At 44.2% G+C, this 25611-nt stretch carries 32 protein-coding genes and 2 pseudogenes; 21 read left to right on the top strand and 13 right to left on the bottom strand.

What is annotated here, in order from left to right; genetic code table 11:
- Positions 1–4: 4 nt before the first annotated feature.
- From tolB to tolQ, 4 genes are all read right to left on the bottom strand, one after another.
- On the bottom strand, positions 5–1258 hold the full coding sequence (gene tolB, locus ICN33_RS05780) for a Tol-Pal system beta propeller repeat protein TolB (protein ID WP_216196569.1): 1254 nt from the start codon (positions 1256–1258) through the stop codon (positions 5–7).
- An 84-nt stretch (positions 1259–1342) separates the two neighbouring features.
- Entirely contained in the window at positions 1343–2164 is an 822-nt protein-coding gene (locus tag ICN33_RS05785; protein ID WP_216195293.1) for an energy transducer TonB, read from the bottom strand.
- Between the two features lie 26 nt (positions 2165–2190).
- Positions 2191–2610, bottom strand: a complete 420-nt coding sequence (gene tolR, locus ICN33_RS05790; protein WP_216195295.1) for a protein TolR — start codon at positions 2608–2610, stop codon at positions 2191–2193.
- Between the two features lie 34 nt (positions 2611–2644).
- A complete protein-coding gene (gene tolQ / locus ICN33_RS05795; protein WP_216195296.1) occupies positions 2645–3301 on the bottom strand; it encodes a protein TolQ in 657 nt (218 codons plus the stop codon).
- A gap of 76 nt (positions 3302–3377) precedes the next feature.
- Here tolQ and glyA point away from each other — a divergent pair, with 76 nt between their 5' ends.
- Together glyA and nrdR are read left to right on the top strand one after the other, a co-directional pair.
- Complete coding sequence (gene glyA, locus ICN33_RS05800; RefSeq protein ID WP_216195297.1) at positions 3378–4622, top strand: serine hydroxymethyltransferase; 1245 nt, start codon at positions 3378–3380, stop codon at positions 4620–4622.
- A gap of 24 nt (positions 4623–4646) precedes the next feature.
- Positions 4647–5093 (top strand): transcriptional regulator NrdR, encoded by a 447-nt coding sequence (gene nrdR / locus ICN33_RS05805; RefSeq protein ID WP_072583294.1) that lies wholly within the window; start codon positions 4647–4649, stop codon positions 5091–5093.
- Positions 5094–5168: 75 nt separating this feature from the next.
- Here the strand turns inward: nrdR and adk are convergent, their stop codons facing one another.
- The 6 genes from adk to ICN33_RS05835 form a co-directional block, all read right to left on the bottom strand.
- Positions 5169–5834, bottom strand: a complete 666-nt coding sequence (gene adk, locus ICN33_RS05810; RefSeq protein WP_216195298.1) for an adenylate kinase — start codon at positions 5832–5834, stop codon at positions 5169–5171.
- A 114-nt stretch (positions 5835–5948) separates the two neighbouring features.
- The gene (kdsB, locus tag ICN33_RS05815; RefSeq protein ID WP_216195299.1) at positions 5949–6713 is read right to left on the bottom strand and encodes a 3-deoxy-manno-octulosonate cytidylyltransferase; all 765 of its coding nucleotides are present in this window, start codon (positions 6711–6713) and stop codon (positions 5949–5951) included.
- 21 nt (positions 6714–6734) lie between these two features.
- A complete protein-coding gene (locus tag ICN33_RS05820; RefSeq protein ID WP_216195300.1) occupies positions 6735–6914 on the bottom strand; it encodes a Trm112 family protein in 180 nt (59 codons plus the stop codon).
- A gap of 61 nt (positions 6915–6975) precedes the next feature.
- Positions 6976–8067 carry a tetraacyldisaccharide 4'-kinase gene (gene lpxK / locus ICN33_RS05825; protein ID WP_216195301.1) on the bottom strand — a complete coding sequence of 364 codons (1092 nt, stop codon included), beginning with the start codon at positions 8065–8067 and terminating at the stop codon, positions 6976–6978.
- 25 nt (positions 8068–8092) lie between these two features.
- The gene (locus tag ICN33_RS05830; RefSeq protein ID WP_216195302.1) at positions 8093–8557 is read right to left on the bottom strand and encodes a biopolymer transporter ExbD; all 465 of its coding nucleotides are present in this window, start codon (positions 8555–8557) and stop codon (positions 8093–8095) included.
- Positions 8554–9201, bottom strand: coding sequence for a MotA/TolQ/ExbB proton channel family protein (locus ICN33_RS05835; protein WP_216195303.1), 648 nt, complete (start codon positions 9199–9201; stop codon positions 8554–8556). Before ICN33_RS05835 ends, ICN33_RS05830 begins: the two co-directional genes overlap by 4 nt.
- A 314-nt stretch (positions 9202–9515) precedes the next feature.
- Here ICN33_RS05835 and xseA point away from each other — a divergent pair, with 314 nt between their 5' ends.
- The 3 genes from xseA (at position 9516) to ICN33_RS10475 (ending at position 11291) form a co-directional block, all read left to right on the top strand.
- On the top strand, positions 9516–10739 hold the full coding sequence (gene xseA, locus ICN33_RS05840) for an exodeoxyribonuclease VII large subunit (protein ID WP_216195305.1): 1224 nt from the start codon (positions 9516–9518) through the stop codon (positions 10737–10739).
- A 49-nt stretch (positions 10740–10788) separates the two neighbouring features.
- The gene (locus ICN33_RS05845) at positions 10789–11031 is read left to right on the top strand and encodes a type II toxin-antitoxin system Phd/YefM family antitoxin (protein WP_216195307.1); all 243 of its coding nucleotides are present in this window, start codon (positions 10789–10791) and stop codon (positions 11029–11031) included.
- A 101-nt stretch (positions 11032–11132) separates the two neighbouring features.
- Positions 11133–11291: a Txe/YoeB family addiction module toxin gene (locus tag ICN33_RS10475; RefSeq protein WP_370623250.1), complete on the top strand. Its 159-nt coding sequence runs from the start codon at positions 11133–11135 to the stop codon at positions 11289–11291.
- 21 nt (positions 11292–11312) lie between these two features.
- Here ICN33_RS10475 and murB read toward each other — a convergent pair whose 3' ends face one another.
- Entirely contained in the window at positions 11313–12350 is a 1038-nt protein-coding gene (gene murB, locus ICN33_RS05855; RefSeq protein WP_216195308.1) for a UDP-N-acetylmuramate dehydrogenase, read from the bottom strand.
- 135 nt (positions 12351–12485) lie between these two features.
- Here murB and ICN33_RS05860 point away from each other — a divergent pair, with 135 nt between their 5' ends.
- Positions 12486–12971 (top strand): YajQ family cyclic di-GMP-binding protein, encoded by a 486-nt coding sequence (locus ICN33_RS05860; protein ID WP_216195310.1) that lies wholly within the window; start codon positions 12486–12488, stop codon positions 12969–12971.
- A 51-nt stretch (positions 12972–13022) separates the two neighbouring features.
- Here ICN33_RS05860 and ICN33_RS10480 read toward each other — a convergent pair.
- Positions 13023–13127, bottom strand: a pseudogene (locus ICN33_RS10480) (hypothetical protein); the annotation flags it as partial.
- On the opposite strand from ICN33_RS10480, the pseudogene ICN33_RS05865 reads away from it, so the two are divergent.
- From ICN33_RS05865 to ICN33_RS05910, 10 genes and pseudogenes are all read left to right on the top strand, one after another.
- Positions 13086–13340 (top strand): annotated as a pseudogene (locus ICN33_RS05865) (BrnT family toxin); the annotation flags it as partial. The pseudogenes ICN33_RS10480 and ICN33_RS05865 sit on opposite strands and share 42 nt — an antisense overlap.
- Positions 13327–13599 carry a BrnA antitoxin family protein gene (locus ICN33_RS05870; protein ID WP_216195313.1) on the top strand — a complete coding sequence of 91 codons (273 nt, stop codon included), beginning with the start codon at positions 13327–13329 and terminating at the stop codon, positions 13597–13599. The pseudogene ICN33_RS05865 and the gene ICN33_RS05870, both read left to right, overlap by 14 nt.
- A 31-nt stretch (positions 13600–13630) precedes the next feature.
- A complete protein-coding gene (gene xerD / locus ICN33_RS05875) occupies positions 13631–14563 on the top strand; it encodes a site-specific tyrosine recombinase XerD (protein WP_216195316.1) in 933 nt (310 codons plus the stop codon).
- Between the two features lie 123 nt (positions 14564–14686).
- On the top strand, positions 14687–14962 hold the full coding sequence (locus ICN33_RS05880; RefSeq protein WP_216195318.1) for a hypothetical protein: 276 nt from the start codon (positions 14687–14689) through the stop codon (positions 14960–14962).
- On the top strand, positions 14962–15366 hold the full coding sequence (locus ICN33_RS05885; RefSeq protein WP_216195320.1) for a hypothetical protein: 405 nt from the start codon (positions 14962–14964) through the stop codon (positions 15364–15366). Before ICN33_RS05880 ends, ICN33_RS05885 begins: the two co-directional genes overlap by 1 nt.
- A 70-nt stretch (positions 15367–15436) precedes the next feature.
- Entirely contained in the window at positions 15437–16069 is a 633-nt protein-coding gene (plsY, locus tag ICN33_RS05890; protein ID WP_216195322.1) for a glycerol-3-phosphate 1-O-acyltransferase PlsY, read from the top strand.
- A gap of 20 nt (positions 16070–16089) precedes the next feature.
- A complete protein-coding gene (locus ICN33_RS05895) occupies positions 16090–16461 on the top strand; it encodes an MAPEG family protein (protein WP_216195324.1) in 372 nt (123 codons plus the stop codon).
- A gap of 82 nt (positions 16462–16543) precedes the next feature.
- Positions 16544–17302 (top strand): GTP cyclohydrolase I, encoded by a 759-nt coding sequence (folE, locus tag ICN33_RS05900; RefSeq protein ID WP_255530678.1) that lies wholly within the window; start codon positions 16544–16546, stop codon positions 17300–17302.
- Between the two features lie 4 nt (positions 17303–17306).
- Positions 17307–17525: a hypothetical protein gene (locus ICN33_RS05905; RefSeq protein ID WP_216195326.1), complete on the top strand. Its 219-nt coding sequence runs from the start codon at positions 17307–17309 to the stop codon at positions 17523–17525.
- A gap of 183 nt (positions 17526–17708) precedes the next feature.
- Positions 17709–18017 carry a high-potential iron-sulfur protein gene (locus ICN33_RS05910; RefSeq protein ID WP_215362647.1) on the top strand — a complete coding sequence of 103 codons (309 nt, stop codon included), beginning with the start codon at positions 17709–17711 and terminating at the stop codon, positions 18015–18017.
- A 111-nt stretch (positions 18018–18128) separates the two neighbouring features.
- On the opposite strand, the gene ICN33_RS05915 is transcribed toward ICN33_RS05910, so the two are convergent.
- A complete protein-coding gene (locus ICN33_RS05915; protein WP_216195328.1) occupies positions 18129–18269 on the bottom strand; it encodes a hypothetical protein in 141 nt (46 codons plus the stop codon).
- A gap of 162 nt (positions 18270–18431) precedes the next feature.
- On the opposite strand from ICN33_RS05915, the gene ICN33_RS05920 reads away from it, so the two are divergent.
- The 5 genes from ICN33_RS05920 to ICN33_RS05940 all read left to right on the top strand — a co-directional run bounded on the left by ICN33_RS05920 (position 18432) and on the right by ICN33_RS05940 (position 25593).
- Positions 18432–19907: a mannose-1-phosphate guanylyltransferase/mannose-6-phosphate isomerase gene (locus ICN33_RS05920; protein ID WP_216195330.1), complete on the top strand. Its 1476-nt coding sequence runs from the start codon at positions 18432–18434 to the stop codon at positions 19905–19907.
- Between the two features lie 51 nt (positions 19908–19958).
- Positions 19959–21086 (top strand): GDP-mannose 4,6-dehydratase, encoded by a 1128-nt coding sequence (gmd, locus tag ICN33_RS05925; RefSeq protein ID WP_216195332.1) that lies wholly within the window; start codon positions 19959–19961, stop codon positions 21084–21086.
- 57 nt (positions 21087–21143) lie between these two features.
- Entirely contained in the window at positions 21144–22124 is a 981-nt protein-coding gene (locus ICN33_RS05930) for a GDP-L-fucose synthase (RefSeq protein WP_216195334.1), read from the top strand.
- 314 nt (positions 22125–22438) lie between these two features.
- Positions 22439–23605 (top strand): O-antigen ligase family protein, encoded by a 1167-nt coding sequence (locus ICN33_RS05935; protein WP_216195336.1) that lies wholly within the window; start codon positions 22439–22441, stop codon positions 23603–23605.
- A gap of 341 nt (positions 23606–23946) precedes the next feature.
- The gene (locus ICN33_RS05940; protein ID WP_216195338.1) at positions 23947–25593 is read left to right on the top strand and encodes an ABC transporter ATP-binding protein; all 1647 of its coding nucleotides are present in this window, start codon (positions 23947–23949) and stop codon (positions 25591–25593) included.
- The last annotated feature ends 18 nt before the right edge of the window (positions 25594–25611 follow it).

Below are 25611 nucleotides of genomic sequence, written 5' to 3' on the forward strand. Positions count from 1 at the left end.
AGTCTTAGTCCATAAATGGACCCCAGGACGGCTGACGAACATCAGATCCTGGAATGCTGAGCACCTGCTTAGTGTTCCCGTCTACTGAAACAGCGGCTAGGACGCGTTTACCGCCAACTTTGGTGGAATACAGAACGTAGCGACCATTCGCAGCAAAGGAGGGGGATTCATCACTAGTGCCATCGGTGAGCGCTTGAGCATCACCGGTGGCTAGATTCAGAATGTACAGGCGATAAGCGCCGCCAATATTAGCGATATACGCTAAATATTTTCCGTCAGGTGAAATGCGCGGTGAGGTTACAAAACCCTGTTTGAATGTAACGCGTTTCACACCTTCAGCTTGCTCACCGTCGGCACTCATGCGATAGATTTGTGGATTACCACCACGATCGCTCGTGAAGTAGATATAGCGACCATCAGCAGAATATTGCGGTTCAGTATCAATGGTGTTGCCGCGAGTTAAGCGATGTAAGCCAGTTCCATCAGCATTGATGCCGTAGATCTGCGTGTTGCCATCTTTAGATAATGAGATCGCCAATTTTTTGCCATCAGGTGACCAAGCTGGCGCGCTGTTGTTACCCTTTTGATTTGAGAGAGAAATACGACGACCAGTAGCAAGTTCGTGAACATAAATTACAGGCTTACGATCTTCGAAAGAAACATAAGCCACTTTCTTGCCATCAGGTGACCATGATGGAGAAATGATAGGTTCGCTACTGTTCATGGCATTACGAATATTTTGGCCGTCTGCGTCAGAGATCACGAGGCGATAGCGCTTACCATCCTTGATGACATAGGAGAGGCGGGTAGAAAACACGCCGCGTTCACCGAGTAATTTAAAAATGATGTCATCAGCAATTTTGTGGGCTACTGCACGCAAGTTATCAGCGCTGGAGTTTAGGTTTAGGCCACCAAGGCTTTGGGATTTGCGAACATCAAATAGCTTGTAGTGAATGTCAAATTGGTTGTTGCCTGTTTGAACAACTGAGCCCACTACCAATGCATCAGCACCACGAGCAGCCCAAGATTTGTAGTTTGGAGTGCCCTCATCACTTTCAACAGCATTACCGTTCTCAGTATTTTTAAAGTATCCGCTGCGAGCTAAATCTTGACGGATGATCTCTGTGATTCCAATAGGTAACTTGTTTTCATCCTTAAAACGCATTACTGCGATTGGGTAGAGTGATTGACCAACGCCAGTAATTTCAATATTCATCTGCGCAAGAGCAGGTGTTGCCGTACTTACAAACAGCGTCATGCACAGAGTAAAAACGATCAAGCTAAAAGAATTCAGTTGTGATGCCAATCTCTGTATCTGTCTTTTCGCGAATCGCAACATGCATTAATCCTTGGGTTTAAAAGTGAGCTTTACTTCTCGTTGAGGAATTTTGCCATTGTCGTCTTTTGGTAGGCTCTCTGCACGTGAGAGTGCAAGCAATACCGCTCGGTCCCACCCGGCATTGCCGCTAGAGGACTGAATACTAGTGCTCAAAATAGCTCCATCCGGTGCAAGACTTACCAAAATCACGGCTGCTGGATTGCCGCTTACGGATTCCGGATTAAAGACGATCAATGGCTTGACCTTTTTAATCACTTTATCGGTCCAGCCTGGCGGTGCGTTGCCACCACCACCAACACCGCTTCCCACACTACCGCCACTACCACCTTCGGCCCCAGCTGCTGCACGTAAACGCGCTAGTTGATCAGCACGGGCTTTTTCTGCTGCAGCATTGGCTTTAGTTTCCGCAGGTGATTGCGCTTTAGGAGCCTCAACCTTTTTTGATTTTTCTGGCTCTTTTTCTTTAACCTTCTCTTTGGGTGGAGGAGGTTTTACAGTCTTAGGAGTTTCTTTCACCACTTCTTTTTTAGGCGGTTCTTTATCCACCTTCTTTTTCTTGATAGCGATATCAGCGGCTTCTTCTTTAACTTCGGTTTTGAGTTCTGGTTCTGGTGGAGTTTCTACTTGCGGAGCTGAGTCCCAGAGTTCCACTTCAACACCCGATGAAGTTGTATTGTTCCAGCTAATGCCGATCACCAAAAAGGCGAGTAAACCTATGTGAGCTATTAGTGAGAAAGTAAACGCACGCTTCGTACTTTCAGATTTGGTATAGCGTCCTCGCTTGAATGGCGAGAAGGATGGCTGAAAAGTAGGGGCGCTATTCATGAGTAATGAGAGCTAGCTGCTAGGCCTTACTGGGTTTTGACCGCAAGGCCAACACGCTTCACACCATTCTCTTTGAGTTTGGACATGACTTCCATTACTGTTTCATATTTAATGGATTTATCGGCTGCAATCACAATCGGTTGATCTGCAGATTTTTCTGCTTGTGATCTCGCAAAGGCGCCGAGTTCAAATTTATTGAGTGTTTGTACTGGGTCACCATCTTTGCGTACGATGACATTTTCATTGGCATCAATCGTTAAAAAGACAGGTGGCAATGACTGCACTTTCGCACCGCCAACGGTTGGTAAATTAACAACGCCAGGATTCACCATTGGTGCAGTGACCATGAAGATCACTAGCAACACCAACATCACATCAATATAAGGAACGACATTGATGTCAGACATTGCCCGACGTTTATTTTTACGTAATGAGGATCCGGCCATAATTTTTTGCTTATGAGTTCAGTTGTAGATTCAACTAACGTCCTGCAGTTTGACGCTGCAAGATATTGGTGAACTCTTCGATGAAAGTTTCAAAGCGAATGGAGAGGCGGTCTACATTAGTAGCAGCACTGTTATAGGCAACTACTGCCGGAATCGCTGCAAACAAACCAATCGCAGTTGCAATTAATGCCTCGGCAATACCAGGAGCAACTGCTGATAGGGTGGCATTTTGAACGTTAGCCAAACCGCGGAAGGAATGCATGATGCCCCAAACGGTGCCAAAGAGGCCGATATAGGGGGAAACTGAGCCCACAGATGCCAAGAACGGCAAATTGGCCTCTAAGAGGTCCATTTCGCGCTGGTAGGTGGCTTTCATGGCGCGGCGGGCGGCGTCAATCTCACGACCCTTTGTGAATTCTTGCATGCCGGCTTCAAAGATATGCTCCAGAACGGCATCACTGCGGGTATTGCGTTGGGCGGCTTCTAGGAGGGTGTTGAGGTCTCCGCCTGCCCAAAAATCACGCTCAAAACGCTCCGTATCCTGCCGGACTCCCCGCAAAACAGCTGTTTTCTTGAAAATAATGGTCCAAGAGGCTATAGACATACTCAGTAATAACAACATTACCAACTGGACTAATAGGCTGGCATTGAGGACTAGAGAGAGGAATGAGAGGTCTTGTGTAGAGGTCATGGTGGATTTTGTATGATGTAGGTTGATTTTACTAAGTTAATTAACGTAGCAATCCAACTTCATCAGGATTATCACCATGTTTGACCGTCAAAACACTTTAGCCAAAACCGATCCCCAATTATGGGCAGCCATCCAGAGCGAGAATAAGCGTCAGGAAGACCATATTGAGCTGATTGCCTCTGAGAACTACACCTCACCAGCAGTAATGGAAGCTCAAGGCTCTCAGTTAACAAATAAGTACGCTGAAGGCTATCCAGGCAAACGTTATTACGGTGGCTGTGAATTTGTGGACGTAGCTGAGCAATTGGCAATTGATCGCGTCAAAGCGCTGTTTGGTGCTGAAGCAGCTAACGTACAACCTCATTGCGGGGCATCCGCTAACCAGGCAGTGTTCTTGGCATTCTTAAAACCAGGCGATACCTTCATGGGTATGAGTCTTGCTGAAGGCGGACACCTGACCCACGGCATGGCTTTAAACATGAGCGGTAAATGGTTTAACCCAATTGCCTATGGTCTCGATAAAAATGAAGAGATCGATTACGAGCAAATGGAACGTTTGGCGCGTGAGCACAAACCAAAACTCATTATTGCTGGTGCGTCTGCTTATTCAAGAAAAATTGATTTCGAGCGCATCGGTAAATTAGCAAAAGAAGTGGGCGCGATTTTTATGGTCGATATGGCTCACTACGCTGGCTTAGTCGCAGCAGGTGTTTATCCAAACCCAGTACCTCATGCAGACATCGTTACATCGACTACGCACAAGAGTTTGCGTGGCCCACGTGGCGGTATTATCTTGATGAAAGCTGAGCACGAGAAAGCAATTAACTCTGCAGTCTTCCCAGGCTTACAGGGCGGCCCTCTGATGCATGTGATCGCAGGAAAAGCGGCAGCGTTTAAAGAGGCTCAGGAGCCTGGCTTTATTGATTACCAAAAACAAGTGGTTGCCAATGCAAAAGCACTTGCTGAGACCTTGATTGCTCGTGGATTGCGGATTGTTTCTGGCGGCACTGATTCTCATGTGATGTTGGTGGATTTACGTGCCAAGAAAATGACTGGTAAAGAAGCTGAGCGTGTTTTAGGTGAAGCGCACATTACTTGTAATAAGAATGGCATTCCAAACGATCCAGAAAAACCAATGGTGACGAGCGGTATACGTTTGGGTTCACCTGCAATGACTACGCGTGGATTTAAGGAAGCAGAAGCAAGACAAGTGGGTAACTTTATTGCTGATGTTTTGGATAATCCAAATGATGCAGACAATATCGCCAAGGTACGTGCTCAGGTTTCTGAATTGACGAAGCGCTTCCCGGTTTACGGTTAAGCAATCAAAGAAAAGAAGAAATAATTGCGCTGTCCTTTCTGTCATAACGAAGATACTCAGGTATTGGATACCCGGGTATCTGACGAAGGCGATACCATTCGCCGCCGCCGCCGTTGTGCAAAATGCGATAAGCGCTTTACAACTTATGAGCGCGTTGAATTGGCGCTCCCAGCAATCGTCAAGAAAAACGGTAGCCGGGTTGAATATAGTCACGACAAATTAGCAAGCTCGCTCAAGTTGGCTCTTCGAAAACGCCCCGTTTCCTCGGATTCTGTAGACGAATCTATTGCGCGTATTGAAGAAAAACTTCTCAGTCTCGGTGAAAAGGAAATACCGAGTGAGCGCGTGGGTGAACTGGTGATGCGTGAGCTCAAACGTTTAGATAAGGTTGCCTATATTCGCTTTGCTTCTGTGTATCGAAGTTTTGCAGACATTGAGTCTTTTGAGAGCGCCTTAAAGGAACTGAAATAACAAGAACTGAAGTGAGAAGGGCTTAAAAAAGAAAAAGGACTGCATTGCAGTCCTTTTTTGCTGATGCGGATTGAATTACTTCAATTCGGCAAAAATAGAAACAGTAATGTCTTCAACACTACCAGTACCACTTACCTTGCGATAGGCGGGCGCTTTTACTTTGTCAGCTGAATTGGCTTGTGCTGCCCATGATGAGTAGTACTCAACCAATGGACGGGTTTGATCGTCATATACCTGCAGACGCTTGCGAACGGTTTCTTCTTTGTCGTCATCACGCTGAATAAGGTCTTCACCAGTCACATCATCCTTACCCGCAACTTTTGGTGGGTTGTATTTGATGTGATAAGTACGGCCAGAAGCTGGGTGAACACGACGACCACCCATACGATCGATGATGGCATCAAATGGCACATCGATTTCTAAAACATAATCAATGGGTACGCCAGCATCTTTCATGGCTTGCGCTTGCGGAATGGTTCTTGGAAAACCATCAAACAAATAACCTTTGCTGCAATCGGGTTGAGTCAGACGATCTTTAACCAGGCCAATGATGATGTCATCAGAAACAAGGCCACCTGCATCCATAATTTTTTTAGCAGCAATACCAAGTTCAGTTCCTGCTTTCACAGCAGCGCGCAACATATCGCCGGTGGAAATTTGTGGAATAGCAAATTTTTCGCAAATAAACTGAGCTTGTGTGCCTTTTCCAGCACCTGGTGCACCGAGCAGAATCAACCGCATTGTTTTCCCCTTAGAAGAGCTGACATTGTCCCGTATTTTGTTGGGATCTTAGATACCTATTTACTAGGATTATCCCCGAGAAGCTTGAAACGACCGAGGCTTAGGTTTATACGCTTAAGAGCCAGCTAGCAATTGCCGTACCCTATCTAGGTCTTCTGGGGTGTCTACACCTGCTGGCGGGGCCTCAGGGGCGGTGTGAACCGCTATGCGATAGCCATTCCAGAGGGCGCGTAGTTGCTCTAGGGCTTCGGCTTGCTCCGGTGGTGCAGGTTCTAGGCGGGTATAGGCCTGCAAAAAGTCAGCTCTGTAGGCGTAGATACCTAAATGACGTAAATGTTCTATTTTTTGGATACTTTGCGGATCTCTTACAAAGGGAATTGGTGCCCTTGAAAAGTAGAGCGCTTCCCCTGAGCGATTGAGAACGACTTTCACCACATTGGGATTGTTAATTTCGGCAGGGTCAGTAATTGGTACGGCAACTGTTGAGATAGCGCACTGCGGATGATCTGCCAGTGTGTGAGCAACCTGATTAATAAGTTCTGGAGGAATGAGGGGTTCATCACCTTGAACATTTACTACTAATGCATTGCTAGGTAATTTAAGTAGCTGCGCAACTTCTGCAATGCGATCTGTACCAGTAGGGTGATCTGCGCTTGTGAGTAAGCACTCAATACGGTGTTCATCGCAAGCAGCTTGTATCTCTGGTGAATCCGTTGCAACAACTACGCTTTGTGCAAGCGATAACTTGGCACGTTCAGCCACCCGAATCACCATGGGCTTACCGCCAATATCAGCCAATGGCTTTCGTGGCAAGCGTGTTGATCCTAGTCTAGCCGGAATCACTACTAAAAAATCGGGAGCTTTTGCGTCAGCGTTCATTGAAAAATGAGGTTCAATAAATTAAGCAATTTCATCAGCGCTTAGGCTGCGCGCTTCATCTACCAACATCACCGGAACATCATCCCGAATGGGATAGGCCAAGCGATCCGCTTTACAAATTAACTCCCGTTTAGCAGCATCTAAATGCAGTTGGCTTTTGCACAAAGGGCAAACCAAAATATCGAGCAGTCGTTTATCCATGATTTCTTTAATGGCGTTTCTTAATAGGTGATCAGGTAGTGTAGTGCTATGTAGCTCAAAACTACAAGGTGTAGCGATAGGGGTTGGGTCTTTGGAGGATGGATTGCAGCCAGTCAGCCAAGCTATCTGAAAGTGATAGCGACATCGGCACTACCCAAATACGCTCATCACTGATGTTTGCACACTTCACAGCATCTTTTTCGGTAATCAGAATGCATTGCGCATTGATCTTGGAAAAGAATTCGGAGGTATAGGTCGCATGATCAGGTAAGGGAATCGATTTTCCAGCAATACCTTGTTTGAGCAAATCATCAAAAAAGGATTGCGGGTTACCTAGGGCGGCCACAGCAGTAATCTTGTTGGGTAAATAACTATCAGCAATTTGTGCAAGGGTCTGCTGATGACTTGGGTTGATCAGTTGATAAGCATTGCCTAATCTGCTCTCTAGGGAGAATGCGCGACGCCCTAAAAAATATTCATCCTGAGCGCCAACTTTATGAGCGCCTGCTTTGGTTCTTCCAGTCAATAGAGTGGCATCTCGTTCACGTGTTGCGGGTTCGCGCAAGGGACCCGCAGGCAACAAAAAGCGATTACCTTCACCCCGTCCATCACGCACAACGAACTCGATATCGCGCCCACCTTCACGCGCTGGCCAGCGTGCTAAGCCGCTATGTTGGAGGCCATCATCACTAATAATGACATTTACATTTGGCGAATGCTTGAGCAAAGATTGAATGCTCTTCTGGCGTTTTGGAAAAACCCAAATTGGAAATTGATCATGCGTACGTTTTGCAATCAAGACAGGCTCATCACCGACCAGCATTGGATCTGAATGACTGTTGACTTGTAGGGGGACGCTTTGTGCAGAGGAGCCATATCCTCTGCTAATAATCCCAGGATTCCATCCGAGTTGCTGCAATCTTTCTGCTAGTGCAATAACGATCGGAGTCTTACCAGTGCCGCCTACGCGGATATTGCCCACAATGATGACGGGTACTGAAGCAGGTTTTTGCTTTACTAAGCCTATGTCCTGAATGAGTTTGCGGACACGCAACACCAAACCATAAAGCCATGAGAGCGGCCATAGCAATAAGCTAGTAGGGCCGCGCTTTTCCCAGAACTTGGGTGCTTTACGAAAAAACGAAAAGGACATGGACAATATTTTCTAGATTCGTAATTTACTTCTTAGTTTGACTGCTAAACACAATATTGGAGAGGTTGGCATCTCGTGCTGCCTCAAGAGCGCTCATAACAGCTTGATGGGGCGCTTTAGCATCCGCATCAATATTGACTTGTAGTGCGCTTGCACCTTCCTTTGGGCTACCTTGGTTAGTCAACTGAGCTAACGAAGCGCTTAGTTGCGAGCGATCCGTTACTTTGCCATTAATTGCAAAGCGACCATCACGACTGACGGCAATATGTATTTGTTTCGTCTCAGCTTGGCTTTCACTACCGTTAGCAGTCGGCAATGTAATAGCAAGCTCTTGATAACGCGTGAAGGTAGTAGAGATCATCAGAAAGATCAACACTACTAGCAGCACATCAATAAAAGGAATGAGATTGATCTCTGGCTCTATAGGAGCCGAGCTACTTCCTAAAGAAAATCTTCTTCTTGCTTGGGGATGCGTTTCTAACCAACTCATTTAGTGGAATTATTTGGGTAAAGCTTCTTAAAGAGTTGGCGTGTAAATTCTTCGCACTCGCGTTGACGTTGGTTTGCCATTGCGCGCAGTCCACGCCAAGCGGCTAAAGCAGGAATGGCGATTAACAATCCAAAGGCGGTGTTGTATAAAGCTACTGAAATGCCATGTGCCAGTTGTTGTGGACTTCCTGCTGCGCCATTAATAGCGCCCTGACTACCAAAGATTTCAATCATGCCGACGACTGTGCCAAACAACCCCAGTAATGGTGCGATTGTTGCAATCGTGGCTAGCGCTCCAAGGTAGCGGTCTAGCTTCAGCCAGGTCGTTTGTGCGATCGCCTGCAGCTCTTCCAAAGCAGCATCGGGACTGCTGCCGCTCAACTTTTCTTTTAGGGCGCACGCGAGCAATGGGCCTGCTGGAGATGTTTGAGCCAAATCGGCAACTTGTAATTCGTTTACGACAGGCCCTGATTTTTGGCTAAGGATCTGATTAGCAAGTGAAAAAGCAGTTTCAAGGCAGTTTTTAGGAAAAATGTGTATTTGGCGTAAGTACCAGCTTCGCTCTAAGGCGATAGCCATACCCAAAATAGAAATAATTAAGAGGGGCCAAATTGGCCAGCCTGCGGATAGTAAGATGGAGTACATAAGCTCAGTACTTTAGCTGAATTAAAAAGACTGTTTCTGAAAGCTAGCCTGTGGATAACTCTGTGCAAAACTTTTTTGGATTGGCGTTGTAAGTCCTTGATTGATGGTAAACCCTGTTATTTTTCTCCAAAAACTCGGTTGATTAGCTGAATTTATTTATTTATTAATCAATGACTTGCAATTGGTATGTTGGATTTATGAGACGTTTTGGGTCAGTAATTACTTACTTATAATCGTTAAACCAAGGTCGAGTTGGGATCTGTGGATATGTTAATGGCCTCTAGGCTCAATGGCTAGTGGATTGAAGAGAAAAAATGTCGGAAATATCAAGGGAAATTCTAAGTGTTGGCGATCTAAACCGCGCCATTGCTGCCTCTTTGGAGGACCGTTTCGATGCCGTCTGGGTGAGCGGGGAGATTTCGAACTTCAAGGCTTATGACAGCGGGCACTGGTATTTCTCCTTAAAGGATGAGGAAGGCCAGATTCGCTGCGTGATGTTCCGCGGTCGTAATGGTCAAGTTGGGTTTATGCCCCAATCCGGGGATTTGGTTGAAGTCAGCGCCAATCTGGGAATGTACGTTCCGCGTGGGGATATTCAGCTCACTATTCAAACTTTGCGTCGCGCCGGCATGGGTGGGCTTTACGAAGCTTTCTTAAAGCTCAAGGCTAAATTAGCAAAAGAAGGCTTGTTTGATGATGAGCGCAAACGCGAGATTCCTAGCCATCCAAGATCAATTGGCATCATCACATCACTACAAGCGGCAGCACTAAAAGATGTCTTAAGTACACTAGCTAGAAGAGCCCCTCACATTCCGATTGTGATTTATTCAACCCTAGTTCAGGGGGTAGATGCGCCTGCCGGAATTATTTCAGCGCTCAAAGCAGCTGAAAAAGAAAATGCTGTTGACGTTATTTTGTTAGTGCGGGGCGGGGGCAGTATTGAAGATCTCTGGGCATTTAATGATGAGCAGTTGGCATATGCAATTGCAGATTCGTCAATCCCGGTGGTGAGTGGTGTTGGACACGAAACGGATTTCACGATTGCCGATTTTGTTGCTGACTTACGTGCCCCAACGCCGACTAGTGCTGCAGAGCTTGCCGCGCCTCGGAAAGATCAAATGCTGCAAGAGCTTGAAGCCATTATGCAAGCATTGCTGCAGCGGATTAATCAACGAGTGGAACGCGAAGCGCAAACCTTAGATCAACTGGCGTTGCGATTGACCCATGCCTTACCAAACCCAGATCGGATGCGCGAGCAAATTCAGGGATGGCAACAAAGACTTAATCAGGCCTGGTCTGTGCGCATGGAAAATTGGAAGCGCAATCAAACACATTACCAGTCGCAACTAGAGATGCTGAATCCACAGAGAACGCTAGAGCGAGGATATGCGGTGATTTTGAGTAAGGATAAAAAAGAATTGCATGCAGTACGTAAAGCAGATGAGTTGAATTCAGAAAATATATTCGAAGTTCGCTTGGCCGAAGGTTATGCAGAAGTTCGTTTTGTGGATATACAAATAACCCCAGAAAACTCTTGATTAGACAATACGTACACTTTTACGCGTCATATTGCAAAAGAGGAAAAGCATGACAACATTTACCGCAAGCGAGGCAGGGGCCGGTCTTTATCGACTAATAGATCAGGTGACTGAGACCCATAAACCAGTGATCATTTCGGGTAAGCGGGCAAACGCTGTCTTAATTTCGGAGGAGGATTGGAGCGTAATTCAAGAAACCCTCTATCTCTTAGCGATCCCCAATATGCGTGAATCGATTAAGGAAGCTATGTCTGAACCTTTAAGTAAAAGTAAAAAGGCGTTGAAGTGGTGAGTTGGAATCTGGTTTATTCCAAATATGCCATCAAAGATGCCAAAAAATCTCCGCAGTAGAGCTTCAAGATAGGGTGCAAAGGTTACTGAAGATTTTTAGAGATTGACCCACTTCAAAATCCGCCACCATATGAGAAATTAATTGGAGATTTACAGGGGGCCTATTCTCGGAGAATTAATATTCAACATCGCTTGGTTTATGAAGTGTTTCGTAAAGAGAAGGCTGTTCGTATTTTGAGAATGTGGACTCACTATGAATAGAGTCAAAATTAAGAAGCTTTGCTAGAGAATATTGGGCTCTATGGTTAGACTCACACCAAACTCCGCTCGCACCTTGTCCTGAATACATTTCGCAAGACCAAGGATGTCTTGGGCGGAACCACCACCATGATTTACTAGCACAAGGGCTTGGTTTTCATAGACGCCAACAGAGCCCATGCGTTGACCCTTAAAGCCGCATTGATCAATGAGCCATCCTGCTGCAAGCTTTCGTTTTCCCGGCATATCTGGATAAGAAACTAGCGCTGCATGCGCCTTAAGCAAGGTTTCGTATTGCTCGTTGGGAATGATGGGGTTCTGGAAAAAACTACCCGCATTACCAATGACTTTTGGGTCGGGTAGTTTGTGGGTGCGGATCTTACAAACTGCTAAAAAGATATCTTCCGGACTCGGATTGGAATGCTCAGGAAATTGTTTAGCAAGATCTGCGTAATGAATCCGAGGTTCCCAGGCTTTGGGTATTTTAAAAACGACCTTTGTCACAATAAATCGGTTGGGGTGTTGCTTAAAGAAGCTATCGCGATAAGCAAATTGGCATGCCTCTTTTGTGATGGTGACAAAGGCATGTTCTTTAACGTCAAAAGCTTCGATAGATTCAATGTAATCGGCAACCTCAACACCATAAGCCCCAATATTCTGAATCGGGGATGCACCGACAGTCCCTGGAATGAGCGCCAGATTTTCTAAGCCAGGCAGATCATTTTCTAGCGTCCAAGCAACTAGTTCATGCCAATTTACCCCGGCACCCACCGCCAATAAGGTGGCGTTCTCATCAGTCGAGAGGACTTCTTGTCTCAATATATTCATGAGCAGGGTTGCACCAGGTAGATTCTCGGGAAGAATCACATTGCTACCACCACCCAAAATCCGCCATGGGAGTTTTTGCTTCTTAACTTCAGAAATAATTGCTGGAATTTGCTCGGGCGAGGTAATTTCGTAAGCCAGCTCTGCATTGGCATCAAAGCCAAAGGTGTTGCGGTGCTTCAACCCTAGATTTGGGGTCAATTTTGCTGGCAGGGGCGCATTTTGAGCACGGTTCATGCCACAATCTTATTCGTAAAAGAATCTAGTGCAAATTTTTTGGCAGCATAGACAGTAATAAGCCTTAGCTGGGCGCCAAAATATCTGCAAAATGTAAAGATTACGAGAATATAAATAGGTAAATAGGGAGTAAAAATGCCGACATTTGACGTTGTATGTGAACCAGACATGGTTGAGCTCAAAAATGCGATTGAGCAATCTAATAAAGAAATTAGCAACCGCTTTGACTTCAAAGGTTCTGATAGTCGAGTAGAGCAAAAAGACGAAGCGCTCATTTTGTTTGGCGATGATGACTTTAAATTAGGTCAAGTGCGCGATGTGCTGATTGGCAAAATGGCAAAGCGTAATGTGGATGTACGTTATCTCAAAGATGACAAAACAGAAACCATTGGTAGCGATAAGCGCAAGCAGACTATGAAGATTCAAAAAGGAATTACTTCAGATTTAGCGAAGAAAGTTGTGCGCATTATCAAAGACAGCAAGCTAAAAGTGCAAGCCAGTATTCAAGGTGATGCAGTACGTGTCACAGGCGCTAAGCGCGATGATCTGCAAGAAACAATGGCCCTACTTAAAAAAGAAGTAACCGAAGCGCCATTGGGCTTTAATAATTTCCGTGACTAAGCTTACGCAAATTTTTATTTAATACCCTCTTGCCTGAAAAGTGTATGTATATTATGATAATATACATACATGATTGAATTCCACCGAATTGTTGGATTCCAGTGGGATGCTGGAAATGCTTATAAGAGTCAAGAAAAGCATGGTGTAACCCAAGGGGAGGCTGAAGAAGTTTTCTTTAATCATCCCCTGTTGGTTTCTGGTGATGAAAAGCATAGCGAAGACGAGCAACGTTTTTTGGCCCTAGGAGTCACCTCTGTTGGTGTTTTTTTGTCCATAGTTTTTACCTTGCGAAAGAGTGCAACTTTAATTAGGGTCGTCTCCGCAAGGCCAATGAGTAAGAAAGAGAGGGCATTTTATGAAAAAGCCTAGTAAAGCAATTCCGAAGTTTAAGAGTGAAAAAGAAGAGCGCGCATTCTGGGAGAAGAATGATTCTTCAGAATATTTTGATTTATCAAAGGCTGTGCGAGTCACAATGCCAAATCTGAAGCCAACAACTACTTCAATTTCACTCCGGTTATCTCAAAGTATTTTGGAGAATATTAAGTTGCAGGCAAATAAGCTTGATGTGCCATACCAATCTTTGATGAAGATATGGCTTGCCGAGAAGCTGGAAGAAGTCGCGAAGTAGTTGGTTAGCATTGGTTCCTTAGCACCATTAAATGCCAATTTCTAAAAATATTAAGAATGAAATGGCTCCAGCAAGCCAAGAGGCCATCGAGCGCTTCTGTGATGCTTGCTGGCTAGAGGATGGCTTGGCTCAAAATAGCTTGGCCGCATACCGAAGAGACCTATTGTTATTGGCCCAGTGGCTCTATAAGGACTCTGGCCCAGATCTTTACGGGGTGACGGAAAAAGACCTCACAGCGTATATAGCGTCTCGGCGTGCGGACAAGGCCACCACTGCTAATCGCCGCTTAACTGTATTTAAGCGATTTTATCGCCACGCACTTCGCATCAATTTAGTGAAGAACGATCCCTGTATTGGATTGCGCGCAGCAAAACAAGCGCCGCGCTTTCCGAAGACCTTAAGTGAGGACCAAGTTACTGCATTACTCAATGCTCCTGATATTGAAACTCCACTAGGATTGCGTGATCGCACGATGCTGGAGTTGATGTATGCCAGTGGCTTGCGCGTTTCAGAAATCGTTTCTTTAAAAACCGTGGCGCTAGGATTGAATGAAGGTGTAGTAAGAGTGGTCAACGGCAAGGGCGGTAAAGAGCGCTTGGTGCCATTTGGTGGAGAGGCAGGGCAGTGGCTAAGACGTTACTTGGCAGAAGCGCGTACTCCCTTATTGGAAGGCAAAACGACCGATGCTGTTTTTGTGGGGCGCCACACTGGCACTGGCTTAACCCGCCAGGCGTTTTGGGCGCTGATTAAGCGCTATGCCACTGTGGCTAATATTGCTGTTGCACTATCACCGCATACATTGCGCCATGCTTTTGCCACTCATTTACTGAACCATGGGGCGGATTTAAGGGTGGTTCAGCTTCTTTTGGGGCATGCTGACATTTCAACCACCCAGATCTATACCCATGTGGCCCGCGAACGCCTTAAATCGATTCATCAACAGCACCATCCCCGAGGTTCGTAGCCCTAGTTATTTTGCAATTGGCGAGAACGGATTCGTTTAATTGCTGTTAATTCCCCCCTGTGTGCTGGGTTGACATATCTGGTTTTAACTGATATCTTTAAGATATATTAAACGGGAGGGTTTATGAAATCTGCAGTTGCCCAAATTGCATTTCGCTATAGGGCGCAAGACAGCGTCACTGGAGTAACTCGCTCAACCGCTAAGCGTTTAGCTGAGACCTTGGGTGTAGATGAAACACAGGTGATTCATTTGGCTTTGCATGAGCTGGCCAGTAAATTTCTACCCCAATATGCTGCTGATGATGGTGCCTTAACGATGGCTCAGTTGCAGCAAATCAAGAAAACTGCACCTAAAGCCAAAGGCGGCATTGTTCGTAGCAGTCTCTTTGAGGGAGTCTAATGCGTTGGTGGCCTGAACCGGTAGCCGGTGAAATTGTCTGGTGTCACTTCCCCAATAGCATTCAACCAAAACCTAAAGCAAGACCAGCACTTATTCTCGCCAGCAAAGAGAGCGAGGATGGTGATTTCTTTGCTGAAGTAGCTTATGGGACGAGCCAAAAAGTCAATCGCTTATTTAAAGGGGAATTTCTGATTGCAAGAAAACAAAACCCTATCGCATATGAGGTTGCTGGGTTGAGTTATGACACCAAGTTTGACTTAGGCAAGGCCATAGAGTTGCCGTTTAATGACCGGTATTTCACGGTGCCGCCGCATGCTCCATTTGGGCAAATTCCAAAGTTGGGAATACTGCACCCTAGTATGGTCCATGCCGCCTCTGCTGCGTATAAGGCTATTCGCGCTTAATGTGTTTGAGGAGGTCTATACCATCACTCGCCTTAGGTACATCCGGGGGATAAGTGTTTAAGATAGGGGTATGGAATTGACTCTTGATCTCTTGCTTATCCCGATTGCCTATTTAATAGGCTCTATTTCATTTGCGGTGGTGGTGAGTAAGTGCATGCGCTTGCCCGATCCCCATTCATATGGCTCTGGTAATCCAGGCGCAACTAATGTTCTGCGCACTGGTAATAAGTTAGCTGCCGTCTTAACGCTGACAGGTGATGCCTTAAAGGGTTACTTTGCTGTCATGCTGGCACGAGTACTACTCGGAGATGAATCTCTTACCTCCACAATGAACTCGTGGCTTTTGTGTGGGGTTGTGGTTGCGGTGTTTCTAGGTCATCTCTTTCCAATATTTCATGGATTTAAAGGTGGTAAAGGTGTAGCAACAGCATGCGGCATTCTGTTTGGCATCAACTGGATTTTGGGCGCGGCAACCCTGAGTACTTGGATTATTGTGGCGATGTTTATGCGTTACTCATCTTTGGCAGCATTAGCTGCTGCAATCTTTGGCCCTATCTATTTTGTTTTCTTGTTCGGCTTTCAGCCGATGGCTATAGCTCTCTTAGTGGTGTGCTTGCTATTGATTTGGCGCCATCGTAGCAATATTCAAAATTTGCTCAATGGTAATGAGAGTCGTATTGGATCCAAAAAAGTACCTAAATAAAGAATGCAAAGAAACTGACTATGAATATTGCTTATGCTTGCGTTCTCTTGATGGGTCTTCTACCTTATGTAGCGGCAGGCATTGCCAAAAAAGGTTTTGAAGGCTACGACAATGCCATGCCTAGACAGTGGCTTGCCAAACAAAGCGGCTTTAGGGCTCGAGCCAATGCCGCGCAAGCAAATCTGTTTGAGTCTTTACCTTTTTTCTTTGCTGCAGTAATTATTGCTTCGCTTGCTCATGCCCCGCAAGACAGAATCGACTTGTTGGCGATGGGTTTTGTACTTGCGCGTATCGCCTACCTTATTTGCTATATAGCCAATTGGCCAACCACAAGATCGATTGTTTGGCTATTTGGAATGATTTGTGTGGTGGGCTTGTTTTTTCAGATCTAAGCATCTCAATAGACAAGCAATTAAAACAACTCCATTCACCGATATCACCAGAACTATTCAAAATTGAGACAAAGTATTTTTTATGCCAACAAAAAAGCCAGTAGTTAAAAAAGTAAGTACTCTTCAAAAGAAAGAGTTTAAGAAAGAGTCCGCCAAAGACGAATCTGGTTTGCCATTATCTGTGGTGATTCGTCGTCGCATCGAAGCCCAAAAAGCCCGCTTTCATGCAAACGACAATATTGCTTCATTTATCAAACCAGGCGAACTGGAAGGTCTGGTAGATGAGGTGGCAGAGAAGATGCAGGCTGTTTTAGAAAGTCTAGTCATCGATACTGAAAATGATCACAACACCCAAAATACCTGTCGCCGAGTTGCGAAGATGTATGTCCAAGAGGTTTTTAATGGTCGTTATGTAGATCAGCCGACCTTAACCAAGTTCCCTAACGTGAGCCGTTTAAATGAGCTCATGATTATTGGTCCCATCACCGTGCGTAGCGCCTGCTCTCATCATCTTTGCCCAATCATGGGCCGCATCTGGATTGGAGTATTGCCAAGCAAGGAATCTGCTCTGATTGGACTCTCGAAATACTCTAGGCTGACTGAATGGGTCATGTGCCGCCCACAGATTCAGGAAGAGGCTGTAGTTGAGTTGGCGGACATGCTCGAGAAAAAGATTAAGCCCATCGGTGTCGCCGTCGTAATGGATGCGGATCACTTTTGCATGCAATGGCGGGGTGTGAAGGATCGCGATTCTAAGATGATTAATAGTGTGATGCGTGGTGCATTCTTAAAAGATTCCAATCTACGCCGTGAATTCTTGGCTTTGATTGATCGAAAATAATTCAATGAAGAATCATTTGCATCGTTTAATGACTTTATTTTTTTTACCGACGCTAATTATTTCTTGTGCGAGTTTTCCGTCAGAAAACCAAGATCCCGCTAAAAACAATAAAGTGACCTACAACAAGGATTTAAAAGAGTGCAAGGAAGATTATCAAGAAACTCCCTCTGGAACGCACATTAGGCAATGGATAGGATGCATGAACTTAAAGGGCTGGAAATAACCAAGCCTTGCATTCACTTTTTTATGAGAACAATTCTCATCTATAAATCTATATAAATCATTGACTTGGGTGACGGCTGGCATCCGCAAATCTTCTCCACTATGATCACCCTTAGTTTTCAAAGGTGTGCATTGTTTAAAGATGCGCTTGCAAGTTAATTACTGATTTATTTTTGGAGAATCCATGAAAAATAGTCGTCGCCAATTTATGATTTTGTCTGCTGCTGGTGCCTGTACTTTGGCATTGAACGGTAAAGTTCAAGCCCAAGCCATGGTTGCTGAAACTGATCCACAAGCTGCTGCTTTGGGTTACAAGGCTGATGCCTCAAAAGTAGACAAAGCGAAGTATGCTAAATACGCTGCTGGTCAGCAATGCAGCAACTGTGCCTTGTTTCAAGGTAAAGCCGATGCGGCTGCAGGCGGTTGCTCTTTGTTTGCTGGTAAGCAAGTTGCTGGTAAAGGCTGGTGCTCTGCTTACGCTAAAAAGGCTTAAGCGGCTCTTTAGTCAACATTCTGAGCGCCTTGGGTGCTCGGCAAAAAAAAGACTGCATGGTGCAAACCTGCAGTCTTTTTCTTTTGGATAACCCCCAAATGGGGCGATTGATTATTTGATTTTGCTGGCAGCAATTGAGGCAATACAGTCTTTTATGGCGTAGTTTTGGTATTTGCCGGCATTTTCCTTGCGGATTGACTGACCGCATTCGGTTAATGAGTTGCGTAGCTTAATTTTGGGGATATTGCTCATTTTGAAGGCTCCTGAAAGTCATTTTAGTTTTAATAACAACTAGCGCCCATTGTGCGCTCAAATGAATTTTAATAAATTCCCAAGCTTTGCTAAAGAGCGGCAATAAACCCTTTAAAATCAGCTTTTCTTCATAAAAAGCATAAAAAGTGCTTTTAACCCTACATGGCATTAGTGATTCCAGTCATTTTGTGCGGCGGCTCCGGAACTAGGCTTTGGCCTTTGTCCCGCTCGGGCTTTCCTAAGCAATTTTTAGTGCTATCAGGGGATGGCAGTTCCCAGAGTCTTTTTCAGCAGGCAGTGGAGCGCGTCAATTCGCTCGAGAAAGCGGAAATTACTTTAGGTAGCACACTGGTAGTTACTAATGAAGAGCATCGTTTTTTAGTGCTTGATCAGTTGCGTGAACTACCTTCGATTAAAGCCACTTTATTGTTAGAACCTGTAGGACGTAATACTGCACCTGCTTTAAGCATGGCTGCATTTTGCGCTAATGAACTGGCCAATGATCAGGATCCAATCTTGGTCATCACTCCCGCTGATCAAACCATCCAAAACAAAGAGGCATTTACGAATGCGCTGAGGGACTGTATTGAAACGGTTCAAGCAACCAACAATTCTGTAGCGATTTTAGGCATTACACCAACAGCACCAGAAACTGGCTATGGTTACATTCAGCGCACTGGCGATAAAGATCAAAACAATGCATTTAAGGTAAATCGCTTTGTAGAGAAGCCTGACAGTAAAACTGCTCAAGACTATTTAGCGCAGGGAAGCTATCTTTGGAATAGCGGCATGTTTGTTCTTAGGGCCAGTACTTGGCTTGCGGCCTTAAAGGATTTTCGTGGGGATATTTTTGAAGCCTCCCAAAAGGCATGGCAAGCAAGAACTGAGGATAAGAGTGCTAGCTATAGTTTTATTCGTCCAGGTAAGGCAGAGTTTGAGGGCATCCCAAGTGAGTCGATTGACTATGCTGTGATTGAGAAGTGCCCTGGTTCAAAGTTCCCCATCAAAATGGTAGAGCTCGATGCTGGTTGGAATGACTTGGGGGCGTGGGACGCAGTATGGCAAGTAGGTCAGCAAGATCAGGATGGAAACGTAACTAGTGGCGACACATTACTCACAAATTCGAAGAATTCATTAGTGCACGCTAGCAGTCGACTAGTAAGCGCGGTTGGAGTTGAGAATTTAGTGATTGTTGAAACTGCAGATGCAGTACTTGTTGCTAATAGGAGCAATAGCCAAGATGTAAAGAATATTGTTACTCAGTTAGAGGCGCAAAAGCGAGAAGAAAAGAATCTGCATCGCAAGGTCGCGAGGCCTTGGGGTTGGTATGACAGTGTGGATGAGGGTGAGCGTTTTAAGGTCAAGCGTATCCAGGTGAAACCGGGAGCCAGCCTTTCCTTACAGATGCACCATCATCGCGCAGAGCATTGGATTGTGGTCAAAGGCGTTGCGGAAATTACCAATGGTGATCAAGTAATTACCCTCAAAGAAAATCAAAGTACGTATATTCCTCAAGGGCAAACTCACCGCTTAGCCAATCGCGGTACTGAGCCCTTGGAAATTATTGAAGTGCAGTCGGGTAGTTATTTAGGCGAAGACGATATTGTGCGTTTCGAAGATACCTATGGCAGAAATTAGAACTGTTCATAGCATTCAGAATAAATACCCAGAGCAAAAGAAAGAGATCCTATGAGTAAACAAAAAGTCGCCCTCATCACCGGTATTACCGGTCAAGACGGCTCTTACCTTGCTGAGTTTTTATTAGAAAAAGGGTATGTTGTTCATGGCATCAAGCGCCGTGCGTCCTCTTTTAATACAGACCGTATTGATCATATTTATCAAGATCCGCATATTGATCATCAAGACCTCATTTTGCATTATGGCGATTTAACTGACACTAGTAATTTGGTGCGCATTATTCAAGAGTGTCAGCCTGACGAGATTTATAACCTGGGCGCACAGTCTCACGTTGCTGTTTCTTTTGAGTCACCTGAGTACACTGCAGATGTTGATGCAATGGGTCCATTGCGGATATTAGAAGCTATTCGAATTCTGGGCTTAGAAAAGAAAACCCGTTTCTATCAAGCATCCACTTCTGAGTTGTATGGTTTGGTACAAGAAATCCCCCAAACAGAAACTACGCCGTTTTATCCACGCAGTCCTTACGCCGTTGCCAAGATGTACGCCTATTGGATTACTGTGAACTATCGCGAAGCGTATGGCATATACGCCTGTAATGGTATTTTGTTTAATCATGAGTCTAAACGTCGCGGTGAAACTTTTGTCACTAGAAAAGTGACGCGCGGTCTTGCTAATATTGCTCAAGGTCTAGAGAAGTGCCTTTACATGGGTAATATTGATGCATTACGTGACTGGGGTCATGCCAAAGATTATGTGCGCATGCAATGGTTGATGTTGCAACAAGAAAAACCAGAAGACTTTGTCATTGCAACAGGTGTGCAATTTACCGTTCGCGAATTTATTACCCGTAGCGCCAAGCAATTGGGTATCAGCTTAAAGTTTGAAGGCGCTGCTGAGAACGAAAAGGCTACTGTGGTCGCAATCGAGGGCGATAAAGCTCCGGGCTTGAAGGTTGGCGATGTGATTGTGCAGATTGATCCACGCTATTACCGTCCTACCGAAGTAGAAACCCTTTTGGGCGATCCTGCCAAGGCCAAGGCCAAGCTGGGTTGGGTTCCAGAAATCACACTTGATCAAATGATTGTTGAGATGGTCGCTAACGACCTAGATCAAGCCAAACAACATGCGCTATTACAAAAGCACGGGTATTCAGTATCGGTCGGCAAAGAAAACTAAATCGCCCATGAATACTGAAAAACTCCGAAAACGAATCTTTAAAAAATAGTCACCTTAATGCGCTCAGACCTTAACCAAAAGATATACGTAGCTGGCCATCGTGGCATGGTGGGCTCTGCCATCGTTAGAAACTTACGAGCTGAAGGTTGCAGCAATATCATTACCAAAACGCATGCCGAGCTGGACTTAACTAATCAGCTTGCAGTGAAAACATTTTTTGAGCAAGAAAAGCCTAATCAGGTTTATTTGGCTGCAGCAAAGGTAGGGGGTATATATGCCAACAATACTTTTCCAGCGGAATTTATTTACCAAAACCTCATGATGGAGGCTAATGTCATTCATCAGGCGTTCGAGGCAGGTGTCAAAAAGCTTCTCTTTTTAGGCTCAAGTTGCATCTATCCCAAGCTCGCTCCGCAACCTATGGCCGAGAATGCACTTCTCACAGGAACTTTAGAGTCCACCAATGAGCCCTATGCCATTGCAAAGATAGCGGGCATTAAGTTATGTGAAAGTTATAACCGTCAGTATGGACAAAGTCATGGCATTGACTATCGTTCAGTAATGCCAACGAATTTATATGGGCCTGGTGATAACTACCACCCAGAAAATAGTCACGTTATTCCAGCTTTAATTAGAAGATTCCATGAGGCAAAAGTAGCAAATGCGCCTGAAGTCCTCATTTGGGGAACAGGAACCCCTAAGCGGGAGTTTTTATACGTAGATGATATGGCCGCTGCCTCGGTGTTTGTAATGGAGCTGAGCAAAGATATTTATGGTCAGCATACTCAGCCAATGCAAAGTCATATTAATGTGGGCTATGGCGATGATGTCACGATTGCACAGTTAGCAAGTGCGGTTGCAAAAGCCACTGGCTATCAAGGTAAGATTGGATTTGACTCATCAAAACCCGATGGCGCCCCCAGAAAATGGATGGATTCAGGCAGATTAAATCGCTTAGGCTGGCAGGCTAAGGTAGATTTAGAGTCTGGACTCAAAGAGGCTTATGCAGACTTCTTGGCAACGCACTCGAATGCATAAGCAGAAAGATCGTCTTGAGAATTGGCCGTCAGTTAAAAGGTCTTCTACAAGGCTCTACCTACGGGAAAGCTGTGACAAAAAATATTACCTCTAATTTGGCAGATGGGCCTATTGCTAATATTTGGGTTTACACCCAGGCAGTTTGTTTTGCTGTGCTTTATGCAATTTGGATTCTTCCTAATACGATATTAGTTCGCAATGCTTGCCTAATCTTGGGGGCCGTCATTGGGGTCTATCAGATATATTATTTCCGCAAGCAGATTAAGCTACCACAAGCACTCCCCATCATTTTGTTATTGGCTCTTTTCGGATGGATGACCTTGCATTTGATATTTTTCAGCAATAATTTTGCAATGCAGTATGAAGAATATACGAGTGTTTGGAAGCGTAGTTTTTTAGCTCTTCTTTTTGCCTTTGGTTTTGGGTTAGCCATTCTCAAGAGCTCTCCAAAGGTGCGTCAACAGACCTGGATTATTTTCTATTTGGGCTTAGTAATGCCGACCCTCATTTATCTATTGAAATGTGCGTTAGTCTGGCTTGGACAGGCTTATGCAATTGAAATCGCGCCATATTGGGGTTTATATGCCCCCAGCACGCCTCCATCTCCTTACTATGTTGCTAAGACTGCATATATGGGGTTCTGCGCGCCAGTTCTCGCGATTGCCTTAGGACAAATTTATTTCAGATTTAGGGATGGCGTTTGGTTGAGTATGGGCAATCTCTTCTATATGACAACAGTAGCGGCAATATTTTTTCTTTTCTATAAGGAGAATATAAAAAATGGCATGGTGTACGGATTTCTTTTTATATTAATTTTCATTGCTCTCATATTTATTAAAAATATAAAAGTGTCGCCTTTAAAAAGTATCGTGCTGGTTTTAGTTGTGATCCTCATCTCTGGATTTTTTATATTTAAAAATATTCAAGAGAACCCTTCTTGGAGAACCCTTTTTTCTGATGCAAAAATTGCAGTTCAAACTACCCATTTTCCAAATTGGCAATGTGGATCTGTTATGGGATACCCAAATAATGATTTGGGTCAGGTGGTTTCAGTTACAAATTATGAGAGGATTTCATGGGGAGTTCAGGCGGCAAAGTTGGTGGCTCAATATCCATTAGGTTACGGTTTAATTGAGAGATCTTTTCGGCAGCGCGGAAATCAACTTTGGCCTGGATCATGCCTCAGTCAAAGTCATAGTGGTTGGCTAGATTTGGCGCTAGGTATTGGTATCCCAGGAATATTGCTAATTTTTGGATCTTTATTTAGTGGTTTAACAAGACTCCAGTCTGCGCTGGCAAACCCAGACAAGCCCCCTCAAGTTTGGCTAATAATGTCATTTTGCGTGCTTTTTAGTTTTTTGCTGATTTGGTGCACTACTGAAATTAGCCAAAGAGTGTTTTTTGAGGAATTGATTTTCTATTTAGCATTTTCTAGCGGGGTTGTGATTAAATTTCAACAATGCCCTATTAATAAAGACTAAAAAATGCTGACATTGCAATTTTTTTTAAAACATAAAAATGTATCGTTTCTGATCGTACCCATCGAATGCAATTTTTTATAATTTATTGGGTATTTTTTTGGTGTTAGAATAATTGTACGCCTGTTTATATTCGTAATTAAAGATTTCCCAAAAGTTTAATTCTTATCATAAATGTGGATTCCGTTACCGAATTCTAGGCCGATCTCAAAAGATTTCCTTAGGCAAAGCGTATGACTACATCGAGATTAATCAGTTCGCAGGAAGTCTTACTTCTATTAAAAGATTTGTGGAGAACTCTGTCTAAAAGACGCAGAATTCAATTTTATGAACTTCTACTTCTAATGTTGGTTGCCTCTTTATTCGAAGTAATTAGTATTGGGGCAGTTTTGCCATTTTTAGCAGCCCTCACCAATCCTGATAAGATTTTGCACAATTCATTAGCAGTGCCAATGCTAAATTTTTTTGACATCCATGCGCGCGATCAAATACTTTTGCCATTCTCTATATTGTTTGGTGTGGCAGTATTGTTTGCTGGAGTCTTAAGACTGGTATTAATTTGGCGCTCTAATTATTTATCTAGTGCGGTAGGTATGGATATTGGCTTGGATATATTTAGAAGAACTCTTTTCCAGCCGTATGTTGTTCATATAAATAGAAATAGCGGCGAACTTGTAGTCGGCATCTCCTCGGGAACATCAAATGCAGTTTATGCAATGACTTTAACCGTAACAATTGTTTCCTCTCTCATATTGTTGCTGGTAATTCTAATGGCGCTAATGTCCGTTAATCCTACCATTACGTTTTTAGCGCTCGGTGGATTTGGGTTGATCTATTTTGGAATAGTATTTATGAGCCGCAGGGAATTGAATGAAAATAGTCAGGTGATTGCTAAAAATGCTAAATCTGTGGTGAGAATTTTACAGGAGGGTTTAGGTGGAATTCGGGATGTATTAATTGACGGCTCTCAAGAGGAGTATTCGAGGGTTTATAGGTTATCAGACGAACCCATGAGAATTGCAATGGCTAAAAGTAATTTTATAAGTCAAAGCCCTAGATATGTTATCGAAGCGATAGGCATGATTATGATCATCTCAATAGCCTATTACCTAGCAGCGAAGAGTTCAGATCTTGGTGAGATGGTTTTGTTATTAGGCATCTTTGCTCTTGGGGCACAAAGACTTTTACCAATTTTGCAGCAAGCCTATGCTGCATGGGCTTCTATACTTGGAATGCAGGCATCGCTCACAGAGACGCTACATCTTTTAAAACAACCATTGCCGTCAGAACATTGGTTAACTGACTCTGAAAGATTGGATTTCAAAATTGGTATTGATTTAAATAAAATCTGGTTCAGATATTCTGCAAGCTCTAATTGGGTATTAAAGGGCATTAATTTACATATAGATAAAGGTGACCGAATTGGGATTATTGGTCAAACTGGAAGCGGTAAGAGTACCCTTATTGACATTGTAATGGGTCTATTGAGGGCTGAATCTGGAAATATATCTGTTGATGGAAATGCAATTAACTCTGGAGAGGAGCTTAGGTGGCAAAAAAATATTTCGCATGTCCCGCAAAATATTTTTCTAAGTGATGGTAGCATTAAATCTAATATTGCTTTTGGTGAGCATCCTAAAAAAATAGATTTCACTAGAGTCTGTGCAGCTGCAAAAGCAGCTCAAATAGAAGACTTTATAAATGGACTGCCTGAAAAATATGAAACAACAGTTGGGGAGCGTGGGGTAAGATTATCAGGCGGGCAAAGGCAAAGAATTGGTATAGCGAGAGCATTGTACAAAAAATCGGCATTTATCATTTTGGATGAGGCAACAAGTGCTCTTGATTCGGATACTGAAAATGCCGTGATGCAATCTATTCAAAGTCTAAGTAAAGAAATTACGTTAGTTATCGTCTCACATCGAATTCAAACTTTAAAAAATTGTAATAGGATTTTTGAAGTGCGCAACGGTGAACTTTTGCCGTCCTAGTACTTATAGTCCGATTGC

Origin of the sequence: Polynucleobacter sp. UB-Tiil-W10 (assembly GCF_018881605.1) — a bacterium.
GTDB lineage: Bacteria > Pseudomonadota > Gammaproteobacteria > Burkholderiales > Burkholderiaceae > Polynucleobacter.

Bases quoted from the DNA above. Each gene is read 5' to 3' on its own strand.
- tolB (WP_216196569.1), bottom strand. From the start codon at position 1,258: ATGACGCTGTTTGTAAGTACGGCAACACCTGCTCTTGCGCAGATGAAT.
- ICN33_RS05785 (WP_216195293.1), bottom strand. From the start codon at position 2,164: ATGAATAGCGCCCCTACTTTTCAGCCATCCTTCTCGCCATTCAAGCGA.
- tolR (WP_216195295.1), bottom strand. From the start codon at position 2,610: ATGGCCGGATCCTCATTACGTAAAAATAAACGTCGGGCAATGTCTGAC.
- tolQ (WP_216195296.1), bottom strand. From the start codon at position 3,301: ATGACCTCTACACAAGACCTCTCATTCCTCTCTCTAGTCCTCAATGCC.
- glyA (WP_216195297.1), top strand. From the start codon at position 3,378: ATGTTTGACCGTCAAAACACTTTAGCCAAAACCGATCCCCAATTATGG.
- adk (WP_216195298.1), bottom strand. From the start codon at position 5,834: ATGCGGTTGATTCTGCTCGGTGCACCAGGTGCTGGAAAAGGCACACAA.
- kdsB (WP_216195299.1), bottom strand. From the start codon at position 6,713: ATGAACGCTGACGCAAAAGCTCCCGATTTTTTAGTAGTGATTCCGGCT.
- ICN33_RS05820 (WP_216195300.1), bottom strand. From the start codon at position 6,914: ATGGATAAACGACTGCTCGATATTTTGGTTTGCCCTTTGTGCAAAAGC.
- lpxK (WP_216195301.1), bottom strand. From the start codon at position 8,067: ATGTCCTTTTCGTTTTTTCGTAAAGCACCCAAGTTCTGGGAAAAGCGC.
- ICN33_RS05830 (WP_216195302.1), bottom strand. From the start codon at position 8,557: ATGAGTTGGTTAGAAACGCATCCCCAAGCAAGAAGAAGATTTTCTTTA.
- ICN33_RS05835 (WP_216195303.1), bottom strand. From the start codon at position 9,201: ATGTACTCCATCTTACTATCCGCAGGCTGGCCAATTTGGCCCCTCTTA.
- xseA (WP_216195305.1), top strand. From the start codon at position 9,516: ATGTCGGAAATATCAAGGGAAATTCTAAGTGTTGGCGATCTAAACCGC.
- ICN33_RS05845 (WP_216195307.1), top strand. From the start codon at position 10,789: ATGACAACATTTACCGCAAGCGAGGCAGGGGCCGGTCTTTATCGACTA.
- murB (WP_216195308.1), bottom strand. From the start codon at position 12,350: ATGAACCGTGCTCAAAATGCGCCCCTGCCAGCAAAATTGACCCCAAAT.
- ICN33_RS05860 (WP_216195310.1), top strand. From the start codon at position 12,486: ATGCCGACATTTGACGTTGTATGTGAACCAGACATGGTTGAGCTCAAA.
- ICN33_RS05870 (WP_216195313.1), top strand. From the start codon at position 13,327: ATGAAAAAGCCTAGTAAAGCAATTCCGAAGTTTAAGAGTGAAAAAGAA.
- xerD (WP_216195316.1), top strand. From the start codon at position 13,631: ATGCCAATTTCTAAAAATATTAAGAATGAAATGGCTCCAGCAAGCCAA.
- ICN33_RS05880 (WP_216195318.1), top strand. From the start codon at position 14,687: ATGAAATCTGCAGTTGCCCAAATTGCATTTCGCTATAGGGCGCAAGAC.
- ICN33_RS05885 (WP_216195320.1), top strand. From the start codon at position 14,962: ATGCGTTGGTGGCCTGAACCGGTAGCCGGTGAAATTGTCTGGTGTCAC.
- plsY (WP_216195322.1), top strand. From the start codon at position 15,437: ATGGAATTGACTCTTGATCTCTTGCTTATCCCGATTGCCTATTTAATA.
- ICN33_RS05895 (WP_216195324.1), top strand. From the start codon at position 16,090: ATGAATATTGCTTATGCTTGCGTTCTCTTGATGGGTCTTCTACCTTAT.
- folE (WP_255530678.1), top strand. From the start codon at position 16,544: ATGCCAACAAAAAAGCCAGTAGTTAAAAAAGTAAGTACTCTTCAAAAG.
- ICN33_RS05905 (WP_216195326.1), top strand. From the start codon at position 17,307: ATGAAGAATCATTTGCATCGTTTAATGACTTTATTTTTTTTACCGACG.
- ICN33_RS05910 (WP_215362647.1), top strand. From the start codon at position 17,709: ATGAAAAATAGTCGTCGCCAATTTATGATTTTGTCTGCTGCTGGTGCC.
- ICN33_RS05915 (WP_216195328.1), bottom strand. From the start codon at position 18,269: ATGAGCAATATCCCCAAAATTAAGCTACGCAACTCATTAACCGAATGC.
- ICN33_RS05920 (WP_216195330.1), top strand. From the start codon at position 18,432: ATGGCATTAGTGATTCCAGTCATTTTGTGCGGCGGCTCCGGAACTAGG.
- gmd (WP_216195332.1), top strand. From the start codon at position 19,959: ATGAGTAAACAAAAAGTCGCCCTCATCACCGGTATTACCGGTCAAGAC.
- ICN33_RS05930 (WP_216195334.1), top strand. From the start codon at position 21,144: ATGCGCTCAGACCTTAACCAAAAGATATACGTAGCTGGCCATCGTGGC.
- ICN33_RS05935 (WP_216195336.1), top strand. From the start codon at position 22,439: ATGACCTTGCATTTGATATTTTTCAGCAATAATTTTGCAATGCAGTAT.
- ICN33_RS05940 (WP_216195338.1), top strand. From the start codon at position 23,947: ATGTTGGTTGCCTCTTTATTCGAAGTAATTAGTATTGGGGCAGTTTTG.